Below are 19,232 nucleotides of genomic sequence, written 5' to 3'. Positions count from 1 at the left end.
TGAAATAGATCTGATAGAACATTTTGCATAGGGGATATTGGCTGTAGAGTGTACGGACTGGCACAATGAGTAATTATCAATCTAATGAATTAGCTTGCTCTCTTTTGCCTTTTTCACCAGTACCGCGCTGCTGCGGTTAATTGACGTTTTTAAAGCTAATCCAATGACCAAGAAAATACCGGCATAGATGACCATCATTAGCAGATCGCGCTGAATGATATCCCACAATATTCCTCCTACTGCTTCGCGCATCATGCTGATGGCATACGTAAAGGGCAAATAGGGATATATCGCCTGGAAGAAAGGCGGTGTTACTTGAATCGGAAACGTCCCTCCTGAACCTGCAAGTTGGAGTACGAGCAGGACAATTGCTAACGCTTTGCCGACGTTGCCAAACACGGAGACGAGTGTGTAGACGATTAACATAAATACACTGCTGATGAGCAGTCCGAATAGGACAAACCAGCTTTTGTTCAGCACATAAGCACCTAGGATATACATATCTCCTACCGTAACAAAGAAAGATTGGAGCAGCGCAATTGTCAAGAAAGTGAGGTAGCGCCCAAAATAAATCTGATAATCTTTGTAAGAAGCTCCTTCCTCATGAACCTCTACTGTAAGCAGCGAGACAAGCAGTAGTGCACCTACCCAGAGCGACAGCGTCGTAAAGAACGGCGACATAGCCGAGCCATAGTTTGGGATGGGGTATAGCTTATTTTCCTTTAGTCGAACAGGCTCCGCAAAAAACTCACTCTCTTTTTCGAAATTATTTTTAAGCAGATCAATAATTTCATTAATGTCGCCACGTGCTTCAATAGCACGGATCTTATCGGCGACGTCCTTTATTTTTCCTTGAACGGCAGGCAAACTGCTCTTTATCGCTTTGATTTCCTTGCTGCCAACGACAAGTGCCTTGGAAGCGTCATCCAATATCTTCTTAACATCCGGCATTCGTGAAATGCCCTGCTGCAGCACCTTATTTGTATTTTGTACGGTTTGCTGTGCCTTCTTCATACCTTGTTTGATCTCAGGCGCAATCTCTGTATCAAAGCGATTATACAGTTCTCGGCTTATATCCGCAGTACTTGCAGCAGCGCTGTTCAACCGGCTAATGAGCTCGTCCGAGGCATTTTCGCCTCGCCGTACCGCATCCAGAAGCTGGTTGACGATGGATTGCTGCTGCTCCAGCTTATTGGTCATTCCTTGCACCTGATTAGTGATCAGCGAAGGGCCGCCCGGGAGCAAGCGTCCAAGACGCTGGAACCAATCAGCAAGGCCAGACGATACACGAATAGCGGCTTGAAGTCGCGTATCCGTTCGTTCCAAGCTCTTGAGCACAAGCGAGGGCTTCGCTTTGGCATCCTGTAGTAAGGATGTTACATCCTGAGCGGCTATCGCTGTCTGTTCGATAGAACCGATGTCCTGCTTGATATAAGGGGCAATTGTCTCGAGACCTTGGTTGCTGTACGTCAGAAGCTCGGACACGCCTTGCGCGAATGTTGCTCCTTCCTCTGCAATTTGCGCGACAAGTGGGAGATTCTGTTTCGCCTCCGCAACGATCTCATTGGACTTGCTCACATCGGTCAGTGCGGTGTCTACCGCTTGGGAGATCTGCGGGAAGTTCTGTTCGAGCTTAAAGACGAGGCTGCGAACCTTCTCAATCGTCGGCAATTCATTTTTAAGTTCCACGCCAACCTCGTTAAATATTTCAAAAATAGTACCATTTGCCGTTTTTACGAAATTAGAGCTTACTTGTTCAATAATGCTGGATGCGCCTTTGGATGTAATTTTCGGCGAGATCGCATTAATTTTTTCATTCACGTAGTATTCTATCTCAGCTTTGATCGGATTGTCGGTCAATACGGTGCCGATTCTGGCGGAAAAGTCTTTGGGTATCACAATGCTGGCATAATAGTCACCGTGCTGAACCCCGTGATAAGCTTCTTTCTCATCCATGAACATCCAACCAATGGAGTGGTTTTCTTTTAGAGAGGCTATAATTTCACGTCCGATGTTAATCGGTTTGTTTAGAATTGTTGTGCCTGCATCATTGTTAGCAACTGCAATCTGAATCCCTTTGGTATTGCCATACGGGTCCCATGAGGCTTCGATGTTAAACCACGCATAGAGAGAGGGTAGCACGACAAGTCCGCCGATAATAACGGCTGCTGCCCAGTTAGTGACGATTCGGGATAAGTCTGTTTTGTATATCGAGAAAATGTTTTTCATAATTCCTCCACAACAAGCGAATGCAAATGAATTGCTAATCCACATTATGTGTTGGAGAATATGTTGTCATGCATGAAGTGGCAAGAATGTTACGGTGCACATTCCACAGTCTGCATTCCGCAGTCCAAAGACTCCACGTATGACAAATGCAATTCTTGCACATTGTCATGAAGTGGAGTCTTCAAAACGATAAGATAAAGAGGTTAGTTCTGCGTAATGGAAATGTGACGGAATGACTGGAAGTCAAACAGTCCCATATCGGTCAGTTTCAGCTCTGGGATGACGGGCAGACACAAAAAAGATAACGTTACAAAAGGGTGAAACGCCTTTGAGGCGTTCACTTGATCAAGTGCTTGATGAAGCATTTCGAGCTGTTTGACGACATCCTCATAACGGGCAGTGGAGATTAATCCGGCAAGCGGCAAATTAAGAGATGCTAGCACCTGCCCCTCTTTAATGACTGCTAGACCGCCACCGGAGCGGTGCAGCGTCTCTATGGCAAGCAGCATATCACGGTCGTTGGTGCCAGCTACGACCAAGTTGTGCGAGTCATGGGCAACCGTCGAAGCTATGGCCCCAGAAGTAAGTGCAAAGCCCTTCACGATGCCGAGACCGATGTTGCCTGTAGCATGATGACGCTCCACGACTGCTATCTTGAGCTGATCATTTACAGTCGAAGGCTGGAAGCAGCCGCCTACTGCATCAACCTCTTCGATGAGATGGCGCGTAATCAAGCTGTTAGGCGAAATTCCAATTATATGACAGTTGTGGTGGCCATCTAATGGCATATGAAGGTGCTGCTCGTTGATCTGCTGGATGTGAACTGTACGCAGCAGGTTGTCGGGCGGAGCCACTATTTCTAACATGGGGCCTACGTACTGTCCCTCTTGTGCGACTAGTTGTCCGAACCTGTACACCTGGTGAATCTTAATCTGTTCCAAATCATCCAAGAGCAGTAGGTCGGCGTCAAAACCAGGTGCCACGGCTCCTTTTGTCATGAAGCCGAAGCACTCGGCAGCATTCAGCGATGCCATCTGGATAGCGGTGAGCGGGTCAATGCCGCATTGAATTGCCAGGCGAACATTGTAGTCGACGCTGCCTTCCGTGATCAATTCGTCGAGATGCTTGTCATCCGTGCAAAATACGCATCGACGTGCATTATGGGCTGTCACGACCGGAGCGAGCGCTTGCACGTCTTTGGCGACCGAGCCCTCGCGCAGCATAACGTACATACCGCGGCTAAGTCGCGACTTAGCCTCTTCGGCGCGGACGCACTCATGATCCGTGCGAATACCTGCTGCACGGTAGACGTTCACGGCATCGTCATCGAGACCTGCGCCGTGTCCATCGAGATAGCCGCTATGCTGCAGCGCATCCGTGAGCTTCTGCGTCATGTCCTCATCGCCCTGTCGAACGGAAGGATAATCCATCACTTCGGCGAGACCAAGTACACGCGGATGCGCATAGAACGGGCGCAGCTTGTCCGCGGTCAGGACGGCGCCTGCGTTCTCGAACTGGGTCGCCGGCACGCAGGACGGCAGCATGACTCGAACGTCCAGCGGCAGTCCTTCCGAGGCATCCAGCATGTATTGGATGCCATCCGCACCACTGACGTTAGCGATCTCATGCGGATCTGTCACGACAGTGGTTATCCCGTGTGGCAAGACGACACGGGCGAACTCGGGTGGCGTCACCATTGAGGATTCGATATGGACGTGTGTATCTATAAAGGAGGGCGCGATGTAACGGCCTTGTGCATCGATCTCCTGTTTACCTTCATAACGCCCGATTCCGACGATTCGTCCGTCTGTAATTGCGACGTCACCTGTTATCACTTCGAGATTAAATACGTCGATAATACGACCGTTCTTAATGACAAGATCGGCGGGTTTCTGCTTGCTGGCGGATAAGATGAGGTGTTGTACTTGTTGTTGATTGACAGTCATGGGGTCAATAATCTCCTTTAAAGTTGATAAAAGCAAAAAAACTCTAGCGCGATGCTAGAGTTTGACTGCAAGGAGAATGGAAAAAGCATCAGTCGCCTTATTGGCCGACCAACTGCTGAATCATTCCTCGTAGTCAAACTATTTACGGTAGCCTGGTAGAGACTTGCGGACCTTATTTCCGCATATTATACGAGAATGAATAGAAAGATATTTAGATCATCTTATAGAGTGGCAACTTGCACGTCAAGGTTCTTCTTTACAGCGTTAATGTTTCCGTGAAGTGAATTTTATCCAAAGACGCAACCGGTTTATAAAAAACGAATTACGTCTTTGGAAGGTGTTAAGTACTTACTTTTATTTTGGCCGCACTGGGGATATCTTCGAGCTGTACCTCGTTATAAGAAATGACGGTATCTGCCCTCATCGTTATTTTGAGATAAGCATGCTGACGCAGCACTTTCAGCCCGTTAAACGTAATGTCGCGTTTATTGCCTTGTTTATCAAAGCCAGGCAGGGTATACATATAGTTGATGTATTCTTCACCTTTGTCGGTCTTGCTTTTTTCTACCGTGTATTTATCTCCGATTAGAACATAGTATTCTTCTTTTTTGGAAAATGGATTATGCTCTGGCGCGTAATTGATGAAAGCGATAAACATGCCCGCCATTAAGGTAAATATGAGTACGATTCCGATTAATTTTTTCATGGTGTCACGTCCTTAACATGGTGTCATTGATCTCTGTATGTTCTCTGTATTAATCATAAAATACAATCACAATTGAAACCATTTATTTGACAGGCATTAACCTTAAGATTTTGTCACACAAGAACAAAAGGGAAATATAGGGCGAACGGAAATGTTCATGAATGGAGCACCTTAGAAATTGCTAATAATCCTATACAGATATGGTATGATTAACGCTTAGTAATAACGTGTAATATCTACTGTTATACCGTTTAGTACTATGTAATTTACCGCGCGTAAACGCGAAAGGATGATCAGATAAATGACACAGAATAAAGGTTCTCATATACCTACGTTTAAGAAGTGCGGCATTAACGATGATTGGATACAGGCTTTAAGCGTTCAAGGCATCACCCAGCCTACAGCCATTCAAGGACAAACCATTCCGGATGTGTTGTTAGGCACTGATGTGATCGGACAAGCAAAGACAGGAACGGGCAAGACATTAGCCTTTCTGCTTCCTATGCTGCAGCGATTGGATCGCCAATCTGAAGCTGTTCAGGGGTTGATCGTTGCCCCAACACGAGAACTGGCGCTGCAGATTACAGCAGAGGCGAATAAGCTTGCTGCTGCGTATGCATCCAAATCCAAGGAAACACCAATTCCAGTGCTTGCAGTCTATGGTGGACAGGATGTAGAGCGCCAGATGAGAAAGCTGAAAGGAAATGTGCAGATTGTAATTGCCACGCCTGGACGATTGCTGGATCACTTGCGACGCGGCACGATTGAATTGTCCCATTTGAAGACGCTCGTACTGGATGAGGCTGATCAAATGCTGCATATGGGCTTCCTTGATGAAGTGGAGCAAGTGATAGCGCAGACACCAGTTGATCGTCAGACGCTGTTGTTCTCGGCGACGTTAACGGACGAGGTGCGTGCTTTGGCTTCGCGGTATACACGTTCTGCTAAAGATGTAAGAGTCGAAAGCGAGCGTATTACGGTTCAGGGAATCGAGCAATGGGTGTTGGAAACGACGGATCGTACGAAGCAGTCTACACTGCGCGGCCTTCTGAAGGAACTGAACCCTTACCTGGCTATTGTGTTTTGTCGAACGAAGATTCGTGCCAAAGCACTTAATGAGGCACTGCAGCAATATGGCTTTATCTCGGACGAACTGCATGGTGATCTGTCGCAAACGAAGCGCGAGCAGGTTATGCGCACTTTCCGCGATGCCAAGCTTCATATCCTTGTTGCAACGGATGTGGCTGCTAGAGGTATAGACGTAGATGGCGTCACGCATGTATTTAACTATGACATGCCACTGGATACTGAAGGTTATGTCCATCGTATCGGCCGTACAGGCCGTGCTGGCAATAAAGGTGTAGCCATTACGATGGCAGCTGCCAAGGACGGCGGTTTACTGCGTGCGATAGAGAAGGGGCTTGGCCATGCCATTCCGCGTTGGCAGCAGAGCGGCGTGTCCTCCAAACCAGAGCGGATCTCTGAAGGACGCTCCAGCTCCAAGCAGTCCGGTCCTCGCTCGGCGCAATCAGAGAGAGGGCAGTCAAGACGCTCATCCGATGCACGCACGGAGCGTGATGGAGCAGGCAGATCTGGCCGCGCAGCATCATCTTCACGCCGTTCAGATCGTTCAGCTTCAGAACGGTTCGGAAATTCTGCTCCGCGGGGTAAGGGTGGACGGCAGGCGGATCAAGACAAGTCTCGACGGACGGGTACGTCAACGGAGCAAGGGCGCAAAGCGGAGCGAGGCTTTGATGCAGCAGCGAAAGGTCAAGGATCACGGAATAAGAAGTCGGATAGAGGCTCGTTTTCACGATCTGCTTCCACACGTGATAATGGAGCGGCTGCCACTAGATCGGGGAAGCAAGGTGGAAGAGGTTCGCAAAGTGCTAAAAGTGCGTTGTCATCCAAGCGCGGGACTCAACGACAACCGTCAGGTTCTTCCCGACGATCGCGTTAATCACATACAACGAGCGAAACCTTTTTGGTCCAGGGCCAGTACAACTTAGGGTATAAATATCAAGGAAGGGTGTACTTGCTATGTCGCATGTGCGTGATTCGATAACGAGTCTCGTGAACTTAACGACGACACGTAAACAGAGGATAACAGCACTGTTGTTTGCCATCATGATCCTTATCGTATCAGTTGCCATCATGCCGACTGCAAATACGAAGATATTCGAGATCAAATCCTTTATCCCGATGTTGACGGCCTGGATTCTGTTTGGTGACTTGATGACGTCATACTTGTTATACATTCAATATCGAACTTCCGGCTCCAATCCACTGCTCATTTTGTCTGCATCGTTTATGTTTACAGGGCTAATTGTGATTCCACACTTGTTGACATTTCCGAATATCGTGGCAGAAGGCTGGTTTGTGGATAAGGAGCAGACATCTGTCTGGCTGTGGGTCGTGTGGCACATGGGGTTTCCCATTGGTATTTTGCTATATACGTTTACGTTGGGCCGATGGGACTCTGCGAGGGAAGGACGCCGTGCTTTCTGGCTCCGGTTTGCGATCGTGGCGGGAACGGTCTGTGTGATTGGATTGATTGTGTTCGCTGTTGTACGCTACGAGTCGCAGCTACCCTTAATGATTGTCCATCACGATTACAGCAAGCTGACGCGGTCGATTATAGGCCCTATCTTGTGGGCAGTAAACTTATTGGCAGTGGTCTATTTGTATTACAGGACACGTGCCAAAAGTTTACTGCATTTGTGGCTCATGGTATCCACTTTTGCTTTTTTTCTGGATGTATCGCTAACCTTGTATGCGGAGTCCAGATTTAGTCTTGGCTGGTACGTGGCACGAGTGAACTCTCTATTCTCGGCATCAGCGGTACTGGTTATTTTCTTTTATGAAATTAACCGCCTCTATATCCGTTTAATTCGTTCTCAGGAGAAGCTTGAGCATTCAGAAGAGCATCTGAACCGCATTTTAGGCAGTATAACAGATTCTTTTTTGGCGGTAGACCGGCAGTGGAAGTATACGTATATGAATAAAGAAGCCGAGAAATACGTAGGCATCTCGTTTGAAAAAGTAAAGGGAAAACATTTTTGGGCAATTAATTCACACCTATTAAATACCGCATGGTATACGATGGCACAACTAGTGATGAAGAACAAAGCTTCGGAGGAATTTGTCTGGTACGACAAGTCCAAGCATCATTGGTTGGAGATTCGTATTTATCCTTCTAACGATGGGATCTCCATTTACTTTCGGGATGTGACGGAGCGAATGGTGGCTGAGGGTCAATTAAAAGAGGCAAACGAGAAGCTGCAAATGGCCAATCGGCTGCTGACTGACTTTTCATTTACAGATGGATTAACGGGAGTGTACAACAGAAGGTATTTCGACCAGATGCTTCAGCAAGAATGGCAGCATTCTATGCATGATCAAATTCCACTTTCCTTAATTATGTTTGATATTGATTTCTTCAAAAAGTACAACGACAACTACGGGCATCAGATGGGTGACGAATGTCTCACGTCAGTTGCACATGCAGTTAGGGATGCGCTGGCAAATACGACGGCAATTGTTTGTCGCTACGGGGGTGAGGAATTTGCTATCTTGCTGCCGCAAGCGGATCGCGAAGTTGCAATTCGATTTGCGGGTACGGTTCGCGAAACGGTTAATAACCTTGCCATTCCCCATCAGGCATCCAAGGTATCAGCGTTTGTCACATGCAGCGTAGGTGTGGCCACCGTACAAGTTCCTGCAGATACAGATTCGAGCTCACAGCAAGGACGGCTTATAATGAGGTCAGATGCTGCATTGTACGAAGCAAAGCAGTCGGGACGAAATCAAGTAAAGTATATGGATGTTCATCTGGAATAAAGAGGGCGGGCTCATCTTCATAGAGAGCTGCCCTCTTTGCCATATATTAAGGTGATTCATGGAACGAATACACTAGTTTGGATCGCTAGCGACTGCTTTTACAGGTGCAGCAAAAGCTTTAATCTCATAATAGACACCAATGTTGGCCTGCAGGCTGCGCAGCTCCGGAATAGCTGTTAAATTGTGCAGCATCCCTTCAATAAGAGGGGTACGCGGCTCGTCGGCCTCCATCTCATCTAAGAGAATTTTCAGCGTGACCTGAAGGTGAGTTGAGTCTTGCTGCTCCATTACTTTGGCCAGAGTATGCTTAATCTGTTGAATCAATATTGGCCTCATGTCCTTTGGACTTTGGGGGAACGATGAACACATCATATTAGAAAGATCATTATTTGAGAGCAGCGGTTGTTCTTGCGATTGGATTAATCCTTCCACAAGATGGTCCAGGCGATTCACCATGTAGGCTGCGACGCGGGCGGGTTCCAATTGAGCCTTATTAAAAATGATAAGCTCCATTACCGCGTTGAGCATTCCTTGGAGCAGCAGCACAATATCGTTGACGTGTGCTGTGATTCGTTCGCCATATAACTTAAAGACGTGTGATGTATAGAAGGTAATTCCTTCGGACCGCATCCGTTGTATAAATGCAGCCATGTCCTGATTAAAAGGTATTGCGTGCTCCCTGGCATGCATAATAATAAATTCTTTATGCTGCGCGAGCTCCTCGAATTGGCACTGCATTTGTTTAATAAAGGAGTCTCTTTCATTAAGCCCTTCATTCTCTATTTCTAATACCCGGCTTTGAATCCGATCGTAATAATAGTGGAAGGTTGCCAACAGCAGTGCTTCTTTTGATTCAAAGTATAAATAAAAAGCACCCTTGGATATGCCGCATTCAGTCGCAATTTCCTGAACGGAAGTGGAAATAACCCCCTTGCAGGCAAAAAGCTTCATTGCGGTTTCGATAATGAGCTTCTCTTTTTCTTTCATGTCTACGCTCCTATAAGTTTCAATACTTTCCATTATGCTGTTTCCGTGGCAAGAGTCAATAACAGATTATACTGCAGCCTAGTTATGGGGAAGGCTATATGCAATACATCTAACATGCACAAATGAACCAGTTGGTCATTTGACTTGAACTGACTAGTCAGTTATATTATGAATTGTTATGACTTTCGGGTCAAGCTGGAGAGGAAACAAGGATAAAGAGAAGGAGGAGAAATGGGTTGAACAGTCTTATAAATTTTACTTTAAAAAATAAGTTTGCCGTATGGCTATTGACGATTATTGTCACCGTTGCCGGCCTATACTCCGGTATGAATATGAAGTTGGAGACACTGCCCGACATTACGACCCCGGTGGTCACGGTCACGACAATCTATCCGGGTGCAACGCCGCAAGAAGTGACCGATAAGGTAACAAAGCCCATTGAACAACGGCTCCAAAATTTAAGTGGTGTAAAACTAGTAGGTTCTTCCTCATTCCAGAATGCTTCCCAAATTCAGGTGGAGTACAGCTTCAGCGCGGATATGGACAAGTCAGAGGAAGAAGTAAAGCAAGTTCTTTCCGATATTAAATTACCTGAAGGCGTGCAGCCTTCAAAAGTATCTCGTCTAAGCTTTAACGCTTTCCCGGTTATTACGTATAGTGTTTCTAACGATAAAGCATCGCTCGCCGTATTAACCAAGCAAGTGCAGGATAATGTGCTTCCGAAGTTAGAGGGTATTGAAGGTGTTGCTAATGTTCAAATTTCCGGTCAACACGCAGAGGAAGTACAGCTCGTCTTTGATCAAGAGAAGCTGAGCAAGTACGGTTTGTCCCAAGATACGGTACAAGCTATGATTAAAGGCTCAGATCTACAGTTTCCATTAGGCGTGTATACATTTGGATCTAAAGAGCAGTCCGTTGTCATTGATGGGAAATTAACAACGATTGATGATCTCAAGGGGCTTGAAATTCCATACAGCCCAGCTCCTCTGGGAGGCGCAGCCGGTATGACCGGGGTGACAGGCCAAGCAGGAAGTGCGGGAGGTATGGCTGGGATGACAGGTTCCGCGGGCAGCGGTGCCTCTGGTGGAGCTGCAACAGGTCAGAACGGAACCATGCCAGGCACAGGGCTAGCAGCGGGATCAGGAGCAGGAAACGGTGCCTCTGGCGGATCGAAATCAGGTCAGAAGTCACAGCCCATTGAATTGAAGCTGCCAACCGTAAAGCTTGGTGAACTAGCCAAGATCGAGCTTGTGGGCAAGGCGGAATCAATATCTCGCACAAACGGGAAGGATGCCATTGGCATTCAGATCGTAAAAGGTGCGGATGCCAACACGGTTGATGTGGTGAATGGAACAAAGCAGGCTGTCAGTGAACTACATGATAAGTATCCTGATCTTGATATTATTTCTACAATGGATCAAGGCAAGCCGATTGAAGAATCGGTAAATACGATGCTTAGTAAAGCTATTTTTGGCGCTGTTTTTGCGATGTTGATTATATTGCTGTTCCTGCGTAATTTCCGGACAACTTTAATCTCAGTTGTGTCGATTCCGTTGTCCTTGTTGATCGCAATTCTGGCGCTTAATCAGATGGATATTACGCTTAATATGATGACTCTAGGCGCGATGACCGTTGCGATTGGACGTGTGGTAGACGACTCAATTGTCGTCGTGGAGAATATATTCCGTCGTATGTCGCTACCAGGCGAACAGCTAAAGGGTAAGGATCTGATGCGTGAAGCAACTAAGGAAATGTTTATGCCCATCTTCTCTTCTACAATCGTTACGATTGCGGTATTTTTACCGCTCGGTTTAGTTCAAGGGATGATTGGCGAGATGTTTCTGCCATTTGCGTTGACAATTGTATTTGCACTGCTTGCTTCGCTGCTTGTGGCTGTCACGATTGTTCCGATGATGGCACATTCTTTATTTAAGAAAGGAATCAAGAGCAAGCAGCACGCACACGATGAGCACCCAAGCCGATTAAGCCGCGGTTATAAGAAGGTGTTGAACTGGTCACTTAATCACAAAGCAATTACATCTATTGTTGCAGTTGTGCTGCTGGTCGGCAGCTTTGCGCTTGTGCCGTATGTCGGGGTCAGCTTCCTGCCCTCGCAATCCGAAAAGATGGTGATTGCCACATACAGCCCAGAGCCTGGACAAACTCTAGATGATGTGACCAAGACTGCGGAACAGGCTGATCAATTTTTCCGTAAGCGCAATGGGGTTGAGACGGTTCAATACTCATTGGGTGGTGAAAATCCTTTCAGTCCTGGAAGCACCAATCAAGCGTTATTTTTCGTGAAATATAGCAAAGATACGCCTGAATTTACAAAAGAACAAACCCAGGTTCTGAAGGATCTGCAGGCTGATTCGAAGAAAGGCCGCTGGGGAACGATGGATTTCGGAGCCGGTGGAATGGGAGGCAACTCCTTAAAGGTGTATATATACGGAGATAAGATCGAAGAGATGAAGCCAGTGGTTCAAGAACTGGAAGCACGCATGAAGAAAATTGCCGATCTGAAAAATGTAAAGTCGAGCTTATCTAAAACATTTGATGAATATACGCTGGAAGTAAACCAAGAGAAGCTTAGTGAACTTGGGCTGACGGCAGCTGAAGTTGGAATGAGCCTCAGTCAGCAGCGGGTGCGTCCAGTATTAACGACTGTTCAGAAAGATGGCGAGGAGCTAAATGTTTATTTGCAAGTGGAACAGCCAAAGTACGCTTCAATTGACGACCTCGTAAACAAGAAAATTACATCTCGTCTTGGTCAAACGGTAGCGATCAAGGATGTTGTCGAGGTGAAAAAAGGAACTACATCGGACACTGTAACTCGCCGTGACGGCCGTCTCGTCATTGATGTGAGTGGTGATATAACGTCGAGCAATGTCACTACGGTATCCAATGAAGTGAAAAAAGAAATGGATACGATTATTGTGCCTTCGGGTGTGGAGGTATCAATGGGCGGCGTTACCCAAGATATTAAGGAATCATTTACGCAATTAGGTGTTGCGATGGCTGCGGCCATTGCCATTGTATATTTGATTCTTGTGATCACATTTGGGGGTGGACTAGCACCGTTTGCGATCCTGTTCTCCCTGCCATTTACGATAATTGGTGCATTGGTTGCGCTGTTGATCGCGGGTGAGACCATCAGTATTTCCGCTATGATCGGGGCACTTATGCTAATTGGTATCGTTGTTACTAACGCTATCGTCTTAATTGACCGCGTTATTCACAAGGAGAAGGAGGGCATGTCAACTCGAGATGCCTTGCTGGAAGCAGGGGTTACTCGTTTGAGACCAATCCTGATGACGGCGATTGCTACGATCGGGGCGCTAATCCCGCTTGCGATTGGTATTGAAGGCAGTGGTATCATCTCACGTGGTTTGGGTGTTACCGTAATTGGTGGATTAACCAGCTCGACTTTGTTGACCTTGTTGATTGTACCTATAGTGTACGAGAGCTTGAGTAAGCTGCGCCGTAAGGATAAGCAGCACCAGGCTGCCGCATAAGATAACGTTAAAGAAGCCGTTCCCTAAGTATTGTTACTTGGGGGCGGCTTTTGTTTGAATGAGGACCGTCTTTTTATAGTCATCGCGTTATTCCAATTATTTGTCCGTATCTGCTATATTCAAAGTCCTTAGCACCACTATCCCATTTGCTCAGAAGAAGTAGTATTCCTCATCTTAAGCGCTTAAGGATCCTTCCGTGTTGAAATGGCATTTTCCACATATGTATAGATAAGGTTAACATGTAAAAGAGACTGCCCTTACAGCGACACTTGATATCCTCCTATACGGTAGACAGGTGAAATAGCAGTAACCTGTTACTTTATGGGACTCCTATCACAGCTATGCTGCAGACAGTCTCTTCTTCTTATCTGCATCTGGGAAGGGGATGCAGATAAGCTTAGACAACGATAACGTATCATCTTTATTTTATCTGTCAGCCTCATTTATCCTGACAAGTAAACAACAAGCTCTATACGTTGATCTGCTTTCGCTCTTGAAAATCGTCTACGAGCGCACTCAGTGGAATCTCAGCCAGAACCCTTTCCATAGCGGCTTGCGCAGATACCAATATGCCTTCGAGTACAGACTGGATATTAGCACCCACAAAGCAATCTGGATTCGGCTGCTCGTGCATATGGAATAGTTCGCCCTCTTCGACGACTTCAACAGCTCGATAAATATCAAGCAGCGTAATCTGCTCTGGTTCCTTGAGCAACGTTGCGCCTCCGGTACCTGGACGGACTTGAACAAGTCCGGCTTGCTTAAGCTTACCTGTCAGCCTGCGAATGACGACAGGATTCGTATTCACACTGCCTGCGATCCAATCAGATGTCAGGAGCTGGCTGCGTTCCAAGGCGAGCAGACATAGAATATGAACGGCTACGCTAAAGCGACTGCTTATTTTCATGTTGAACCACCTCGATGTAACTATTATAGTTACAAATAAAATTATTTGTCAATGTCCGAAACGCGAGTGAGGGAGCAGCAGTGAAGATAACTCCTCTAACAAACGTTCGATCTGTTCAGGTTGGACTTGATACATAACCCGGTTTTCATGACGAGTAGCTTTTACCAGACCTGCCTGGCTTAATGCATTTACATGATGAGAAACTGTAGAATTTGTTAATTCAATTTCTTTAGCCAATTCATAACCATAACGTGGAGCTTGATTGAGCAATTGAATGATTTTGATCCGTTTCTCATCAGCAAGCAGCTTAAAGATGTCTGAGATCTGCTGGCTCTGGTTGCGCTTGGCTTGCAAGTAGGCTTGTCGATTCGCTCCGAGTATACACAACATCTGTTTATCATTCAGAAGCAGCATGGAGGATGTATGAAAGAAATAGGAGGGAATAAAGATCGTCTCCAACTCCATATTCATTTTCTCATCTAAATCAAGGCCAAGCAAGGCATTTAAGTTATGCGCCCGTTCCTCTTCAAAAACATGCCTCAGCTGCTCCACGGTTTGTTCGTGAATCGTTTCAAATGGCATGGAGAATGCGGCATACACCGTCTCATAAAATTGTGTGACAATCGCCAAAAATTTACGCTTCGTTCCTTCTTCATCGTGGGCAAAATAAAAAACTTTCCATTGTTCTTCCTCTGATAAGGTGGATTGTTTTATGTGAGAGAGCAAGGATAGGGCATCCCATTCCGAATGCTCGTCTATAACGTCCGTGTCCTCCCATTTCACACATCTTAGGAAGGCATTTAGCAGGTCCTTGGCAGGCAGATGCTCCAGCTCATGGATCGCTGCTTGAATATCGTGCAGTAACCCTTTTATATAGAAATCCTTTAACAAGTAAATACCCATAGAGCTCTCCGGATTAAAAAACAGCTGCAGGTCTTTTAACCCTTCCGCACCGATTGCTTGTCTGGCCTCTTTGACGAAGCGGTCGATATCTTTAGACGCAAATGCGGCAGCATTTGGCACGGATGGGGTCAGCATTTCATGATTAACGACGCGATACATCGCGGCAAACCATTCAAAGACAGGTGATATATGGGCATAGATAGAAGGGGCGATCGGAATCACGGTAATAGCTCCTTTACACGATTTCGATTAAAGTCGAAAGAGTGGTGAAATGTAAATCAAAATATATAGGGTGATTCTGGAAAAGTCAACATGGTATGATAAGGAAAATAGAATCAAGAAGTGTCTAATCCAATTATTGCATGGAGGGACGTATGGATATGGCAGCAGCTACGGCATTATGCAAATTGTTAGGTGTAAGATATCCCTTGATCCAAGCAGGTATGGCTGGCGGCGTAACGACACCAGAGCTTGTTGCCGCCGTTTCGGAGGCGGGTGGCCTCGGTACGCTTGGCGCCGCTTATATGCAGCCGGAGCAGATTCGCACGGCTGTCCGGCGCATTCGCCAGTTAAGTTCACGTCCATTTGCCGTGAACTTGTTTGCAGTGTCCATGCAGGACGATTGGACGCGTCTGGACGAGGTGCAAGAGCAGCTTCGCCCTGCAAGGGAGCGCTTTGGCCTCCCGTTGGGTGAAGCTGCGGCAGAGAGTCAGCACAGCTACTCGACGCCAGATTGGTTCGATGAGCAGCTTGACGTGCTGCTGCAAGAGGAAGTGCCTGTCGTCAGCACGGCCTTTGGCCTGCTGACGGAGTTGCGCATGCGCGAACTGCATCGCCGGGGCGTTCTAGTCACGGCGATGGTCACGACGGTGCGCGAAGCGCTAACCGCGGAGCAGAGTGGCGCCGACGTCATCGTGGCACAGGGAAGCGATGCGGGCGGGCACCGCAGCACGTTTGACCTAAGCGCCCATCCGCAGGGGGCACTGGTGGGCACATTTTCACTTGTGCCGCAGATTGTTGATGCGGTCCGCGTCCCGGTGGTGGCTGCTGGCGGCATCATGGATGGACGCGGTCTTGCCGCTGCGCTGATGTTAGGGGCGCAAGGGGTCCAGATGGGGACACGCTTCTTGACAGCGGACGAATCAGGTGCACATCCAGCTTATCAACAGGCGCTCTTATCTAGTAATGAAGAAAGCACCGTCATGACTAACGTATTTTCCGGCAGGCCTGCACGCGGTATCAGCAATGCATTTATCCGTTCTATGGAGCTTTCCGAAGTAAAACCACTTCCTTTTCCAAGCCAAAATACATTAACAAACGAGCTTCGTTGTGCTGCTGCCGCACAAGACGATGCCGATTATATGTCATTGTGGGCTGGCCAGGGAACCAGACTGCTGACGGCAGGCGAATCGGCGGCACATATTGTCCAGCGTGTCATGAGGCAAGCTGAATCCTTGCTTGGCGTGCACGCTGTTAGTTTGCATTAGCTGTTTGATGAGAATGGTTGGCAATGGTTAATCATAGAACAATTCGTCAGACCGCACTTGTTTTATAATCCATAATATACCTATTTAGAATTCAATTATCTATAAATGGAATTTATTCTACAATTACCAGTAGGAAATGTTTCTCATTCTGTATATACTAATGAAGGGCCTATGAATGCATAGGCTCTTTTGTGTGTTTTTGCACATCCTGATTCAGGCCGATACGTGTAAGATGATATGGTAACTTTAGGCAATGCGGGACATGCTATATTCACAGTTATTTTAGGAAAAGGGAGATTAACAGCAATGAACGACAACGAAATGCAAAAAAAACTGCGCTGGTATAACATTGCTCTGATGGCCTTCATCTCTGTATGGGGTTTCGGTAACGTTGTTAACAACTATGCCAATCAAGGTTTGACAGTTATTACTTCATGGATTCTTATTATTGCGTTGTATTTTATCCCATACACGTTAATGGTAGGTCAACTAGGATCTACATTTAAGGATAGCAAGGGCGGCGTCAGCAGTTGGATTAAAGAAACGATGGGGCCAAACATTGCTTACATGGCCGCGTGGACATATTGGGTCGTACACGTACCCTATTTGGCACAGAAGCCGCAAGCCATCCTAATTGCGTTAGGATGGGCGTTTACTGGCAGCGGTAACTTAATTAAAGATATTTCTCCGGTAATGCTGCAGTTTATTACACTAATTATTTTTGTCTTCTTTTTATGGATCGCGTCGCGCGGCATTACGTCGCTTAAACAGATTGGTACAGTTGCGGGAATTTCCGTGTTTGTTATGTCTTTGCTGTACATCGTGCTGGCGGTTACAGCCCCTGCTTTGACAGGTGCGACAATAGCTACAGCCGACATGTCCATCAAGTCTTTTATACCTGACTTTAACTTTGCGTACTTTACGACGTTGTCCATGCTTGTGTTTGCGGTGGGCGGTGCAGAGAAGATTTCACCTTATGTCAATGATACACACAATCCAGGTAGGGAATTCCCACGAGGAATGCTTACATTAGCTATTATGGTTGCCGTATGTGCGCTGCTGGGTTCGTTTGCCATGGGTATGATGTTTGACTCGAATAATATCCCTGCCGATCTGAAGATGAACGGCCAATACTATGCGTTCCAAATCCTAGGGGACTATTACGGATTAGGTAATGCATTGATGGTCGTCTATGCGATTGCCAACACGCTTGCTCAAATTTCAGCCTTGGCCTTCTCTATTGATGCTCCGTTAAAAGTGTTGTTAGCGGATTCCAGTGAGAAACATATTCCGAAGTCACTGCTGAAGATGAACGAACGCGGTACGCCGGTGAATGGTTATATTTTAACATTGGTCCTGGTTGGTATTTTAATTATGGTACCCGTCATCGGTATTGGTGAAATGAATTCATTGTTCAACTGGCTGCTTGATCTGAATTCCATCGTAATGCCGCTGCGTTATTTGTTTGTATTCCTTGCATTTATGGCGCTGATGAAATTGTCGAATAAGTTTACATCAGAATATCGCTTTGTCAAAAACAACAAGATTGGTTTTGCTATTGGCTTATGGTGTTTCATCTTTACAGCGTTTGCTTGTATTATGGGCATGTTCCCGAAGATGGAGGCCTTTACGAGCGAATGGTACTTCCAACTCAGTTTAAACGTAATTACGCCATTCATCCTGTTAGGTCTTGGATTGATCTTGCCAATGTTGGTGAAGCTTAACAAAACCCGTAAATAGAAATGACTGACTGCAACCTGTCTGAAGATTACTTCGGACAGGTTTTTCTTATGTCTGGCACCCAATTTAAGAGATGTTATTGACAAATAACAAACAAAATATGATAATGTTTATAAAATATCAAACAAATAAATTAAATGTTTATTAATTATAAATTGAAATGGGAGCTCATATTATGAAAAAAGACATAACCGATCTATTTCAGAATGCCACCGTTACTGAACTGAAGCTGGGGTACGTACACGATCCGTCCGATGACCAATATGTCTGTCTCATTTGTGGCGATTGTTACGAGCGGGGTGTCATTTATGCTGATGATGATGGGAGTACTGGGTTATTTTTCGAAGCAGAGAAAAAAATGAAGCGTCACATTAAGCGCGATCATCAATCCATGTTCCACCACTTGATTGAACTGGATAAGAAACGCACAGGATTGACAGATCTGCAAAAGGAACTGATCAGCATGTTTCATGACGGCCTGTCAGATGCAGACATCGTCAAGAAGCTGGGTGGCAGCAGTTCTACGGTCCGTAATCATCGGTTTACGATGCGTGAGAAGATGAAGCAGGCAAAGCTGTTTCTTGCTCTGATGGAGATGATGGAGGAACACAATGCTAGCGCGCCTAAGTTGGTGCCTGTGCCGGTGACTGCCAATATGGTAGATGAACGTTACGTCATCACGGAGCAGGAGCGTGAAGGATTTTTAAATCAGTATTTCCCAGATGGATGGGATGGCAGACTGACTGGATTTCCGAAGAAGGAGAAGCGGAAGATCGTTATTTTGCGCAATTTGGCTGAACGCTTCGAACGAGGTCGCTTATACACGGAGAAAGATATTAATGCAGTTTTAAAGGAAGCATACCATGATTATGTAACGCTGCGCAGGTACATGATTGATTACGGTCTCCTAGACCGGAAAGAAGACGGAAGCCAGTATTGGTTAAAGTAATAAACGATTAAAAAGGAGAATCA

Annotated in this window: 12 protein-coding genes and 1 riboswitch; of the genes, 6 read left to right on the top strand and 6 right to left on the bottom strand. The window is 46.3% G+C overall.

Translation table 11 applies throughout. The features are described from left to right. Positions 1 to 81: 81 nt before the first annotated feature. From MH117_RS12105 to MH117_RS12095, 3 genes are all read right to left on the bottom strand, one after another. Positions 82 to 2,229 (bottom strand): YhgE/Pip domain-containing protein, encoded by a 2,148-nt coding sequence (locus MH117_RS12105; protein WP_239328966.1) that lies wholly within the window; start codon positions 2,227 to 2,229, stop codon positions 82 to 84. A gap of 203 nt (positions 2,230 to 2,432) precedes the next feature. Then, a complete protein-coding gene (ade, locus tag MH117_RS12100; RefSeq protein WP_239328965.1) occupies positions 2,433 to 4,175 on the bottom strand; it encodes an adenine deaminase in 1,743 nt (580 codons plus the stop codon). Between the two features lie 110 nt (positions 4,176 to 4,285). Then, positions 4,286 to 4,388, bottom strand: a riboswitch (purine riboswitch). A 127-nt stretch (positions 4,389 to 4,515) separates the two neighbouring features. Further along, entirely contained in the window at positions 4,516 to 4,881 is a 366-nt protein-coding gene (locus MH117_RS12095) for a YxeA family protein (RefSeq protein ID WP_239328964.1), read from the bottom strand. 301 nt (positions 4,882 to 5,182) lie between these two features. Between MH117_RS12095 and MH117_RS12090 the strand changes: the two genes are divergently transcribed. After that, positions 5,183 to 6,841, top strand: coding sequence for a DEAD/DEAH box helicase (locus MH117_RS12090; protein WP_239328963.1), 1,659 nt, complete (start codon positions 5,183 to 5,185; stop codon positions 6,839 to 6,841). Positions 6,842 to 6,921: 80 nt separating this feature from the next. Then, complete coding sequence (locus tag MH117_RS12085) at positions 6,922 to 8,721, top strand: MASE4 domain-containing protein (RefSeq protein ID WP_239328962.1); 1,800 nt, start codon at positions 6,922 to 6,924, stop codon at positions 8,719 to 8,721. A gap of 72 nt (positions 8,722 to 8,793) precedes the next feature. On the opposite strand, the gene MH117_RS12080 is transcribed toward MH117_RS12085, so the two are convergent. After that, positions 8,794 to 9,708 carry a TetR/AcrR family transcriptional regulator gene (locus tag MH117_RS12080; protein WP_239328961.1) on the bottom strand — a complete coding sequence of 305 codons (915 nt, stop codon included), beginning with the start codon at positions 9,706 to 9,708 and terminating at the stop codon, positions 8,794 to 8,796. A gap of 236 nt (positions 9,709 to 9,944) precedes the next feature. On the opposite strand from MH117_RS12080, the gene MH117_RS12075 reads away from it, so the two are divergent. Continuing rightward, on the top strand, positions 9,945 to 13,223 hold the full coding sequence (locus tag MH117_RS12075; RefSeq protein WP_239328960.1) for an efflux RND transporter permease subunit: 3,279 nt from the start codon (positions 9,945 to 9,947) through the stop codon (positions 13,221 to 13,223). 469 nt (positions 13,224 to 13,692) lie between these two features. Here MH117_RS12075 and MH117_RS12070 read toward each other — a convergent pair whose 3' ends face one another. Beyond that, the gene (locus tag MH117_RS12070; RefSeq protein ID WP_239328959.1) at positions 13,693 to 14,130 is read right to left on the bottom strand and encodes an Rrf2 family transcriptional regulator; all 438 of its coding nucleotides are present in this window, start codon (positions 14,128 to 14,130) and stop codon (positions 13,693 to 13,695) included. Positions 14,131 to 14,178: 48 nt separating this feature from the next. Beyond that, on the bottom strand, positions 14,179 to 15,255 hold the full coding sequence (locus MH117_RS26685; protein ID WP_239328958.1) for an ArsR/SmtB family transcription factor: 1,077 nt from the start codon (positions 15,253 to 15,255) through the stop codon (positions 14,179 to 14,181). A gap of 152 nt (positions 15,256 to 15,407) precedes the next feature. On the opposite strand from MH117_RS26685, the gene MH117_RS12060 reads away from it, so the two are divergent. The 3 genes from MH117_RS12060 (at position 15,408) to MH117_RS12050 (ending at position 19,209) form a co-directional block, all read left to right on the top strand. Continuing rightward, positions 15,408 to 16,520: an NAD(P)H-dependent flavin oxidoreductase gene (locus MH117_RS12060; protein ID WP_239328957.1), complete on the top strand. Its 1,113-nt coding sequence runs from the start codon at positions 15,408 to 15,410 to the stop codon at positions 16,518 to 16,520. Positions 16,521 to 16,826: 306 nt separating this feature from the next. Next, entirely contained in the window at positions 16,827 to 18,260 is a 1,434-nt protein-coding gene (locus MH117_RS12055; RefSeq protein WP_239328956.1) for an APC family permease, read from the top strand. 175 nt (positions 18,261 to 18,435) lie between these two features. Next, a complete protein-coding gene (locus MH117_RS12050) occupies positions 18,436 to 19,209 on the top strand; it encodes a DUF2087 domain-containing protein (RefSeq protein ID WP_239328955.1) in 774 nt (257 codons plus the stop codon). Positions 19,210 to 19,232 lie beyond the last annotated feature (23 nt).

It is taken from the genome of Paenibacillus sp. ACRRX (genome assembly GCF_022346885.1).
In the GTDB taxonomy this organism is placed as follows: Bacteria; Bacillota; Bacilli; order Paenibacillales; family Paenibacillaceae; genus Paenibacillus_B.
This window is presented reverse-complemented; position numbering and strand designations above follow the sequence as displayed.

Excerpts from the sequence above, each read along its gene's own strand:
- MH117_RS12105 (WP_239328966.1), bottom strand. The coding sequence starts at position 2,229 with ATGAAAAACATTTTCTCGATATACAAAACAGACTTATCCCGAATCGTC.
- MH117_RS12060 (WP_239328957.1), top strand. The coding sequence starts at position 15,408 with ATGGATATGGCAGCAGCTACGGCATTATGCAAATTGTTAGGTGTAAGA.
- ade (WP_239328965.1), bottom strand. The coding sequence starts at position 4,175 with ATGACTGTCAATCAACAACAAGTACAACACCTCATCTTATCCGCCAGC.
- MH117_RS12055 (WP_239328956.1), top strand. The coding sequence starts at position 16,827 with ATGAACGACAACGAAATGCAAAAAAAACTGCGCTGGTATAACATTGCT.
- MH117_RS12070 (WP_239328959.1), bottom strand. The coding sequence starts at position 14,130 with ATGAAAATAAGCAGTCGCTTTAGCGTAGCCGTTCATATTCTATGTCTG.
- MH117_RS12050 (WP_239328955.1), top strand. The coding sequence starts at position 18,436 with ATGAAAAAAGACATAACCGATCTATTTCAGAATGCCACCGTTACTGAA.
- MH117_RS12085 (WP_239328962.1), top strand. The coding sequence starts at position 6,922 with ATGTCGCATGTGCGTGATTCGATAACGAGTCTCGTGAACTTAACGACG.
- MH117_RS12095 (WP_239328964.1), bottom strand. The coding sequence starts at position 4,881 with ATGAAAAAATTAATCGGAATCGTACTCATATTTACCTTAATGGCGGGC.
- MH117_RS12090 (WP_239328963.1), top strand. The coding sequence starts at position 5,183 with ATGACACAGAATAAAGGTTCTCATATACCTACGTTTAAGAAGTGCGGC.
- MH117_RS12080 (WP_239328961.1), bottom strand. The coding sequence starts at position 9,708 with ATGAAAGAAAAAGAGAAGCTCATTATCGAAACCGCAATGAAGCTTTTT.